Raw genomic sequence first — 955 nt, 5'->3', positions numbered from 1 at the left:
CCCAATGGCAGAATAGAACACTCGACGAGATATATCCTATTGTATACATGGATGCAGTACATTTTAAAGTTAGAGAAGAACATAAGATAGTTACAAAAGCTGCCTATATATGTATGGCCCTTGATATGAAAGGCTATAAAGATATTTTAGGAATATGGATTGGTGAAGCCGAAGGCGCTAAATTTTGGTTGTCTGTCTGCAATGATTTAAAAAACAGGGGTGTAAAGGAAATATTAATTGCCTGCATGGATGGACTTAAAGGCCTTCCTGATGCTATAAAGTCAGTATTCCCAGATGTTAGTATTCAAAATTGTATTATACATCAAATAAGAAATTCGATTAAATATATAGCATCCAAAGATAAAAAAGAATTTATGAGAGACTTAAAATGTGTATATAAAGCACCCAATGAAGAAGATGCACTTAATAGCCTGGATACTGTAAAAGATAAATGGAATCACAAATATGGTATAGTAGTTGACTCATGGTACAATAACTGGGATAAATTATCAACATATTTTAAATACTCACCTGAAATCAGAAGAATTATCTATACCACAAATGCATTAGAGGGATTCAACAGACAGCTTAGAAAGTTCACAAAAATAAGAACTGTTTTTCCGACTGATGAATCCCTCAGAAAATCTCTTTACCTTGCAACCGAGCAAGTCATGAGAAAATGGATTTCTCCAGTACCAAATTGGGGAATAACATTAGCTCAATTGACTATCATGTTCAAGGATAAGATAGGCGAAGAGATATTCTAAAATTTAGTTAAATTTTTTATATTTTTCTTATTTTGGTGTATAATTAATCCAATTATACACATAATAAGAACATAATACTAAACCAGTATTAGTATTACCTAAATATAAAAAAATATAACTGAAAATCAAAATTTCCAGTTATATAAAACTAAATATAATCTATTTTACACAAATCTATCTATATTCTC

The 955-nt window shown here is 30.3% G+C and carries 1 protein-coding gene; it reads left to right on the top strand.

What is annotated here, in order from left to right:
• The coding region (locus tag J418_RS15825) for an IS256 family transposase (RefSeq protein WP_017896042.1) at nt 1–767 on the top strand (767 nt) is incomplete at its 5' end.
• Nucleotides 768–955: the final 188 nt, after the last annotated feature.

Origin of the sequence: Clostridium tyrobutyricum DSM 2637 = ATCC 25755 = JCM 11008 (assembly GCF_000359585.1) — a bacterium.
Classification (GTDB): domain Bacteria; phylum Bacillota; class Clostridia; order Clostridiales; family Clostridiaceae; genus Clostridium_B; species Clostridium_B tyrobutyricum.
Note: the sequence above shows the minus strand (reverse complement) of the source record. Positions and strands in the feature narration are given on the sequence as shown.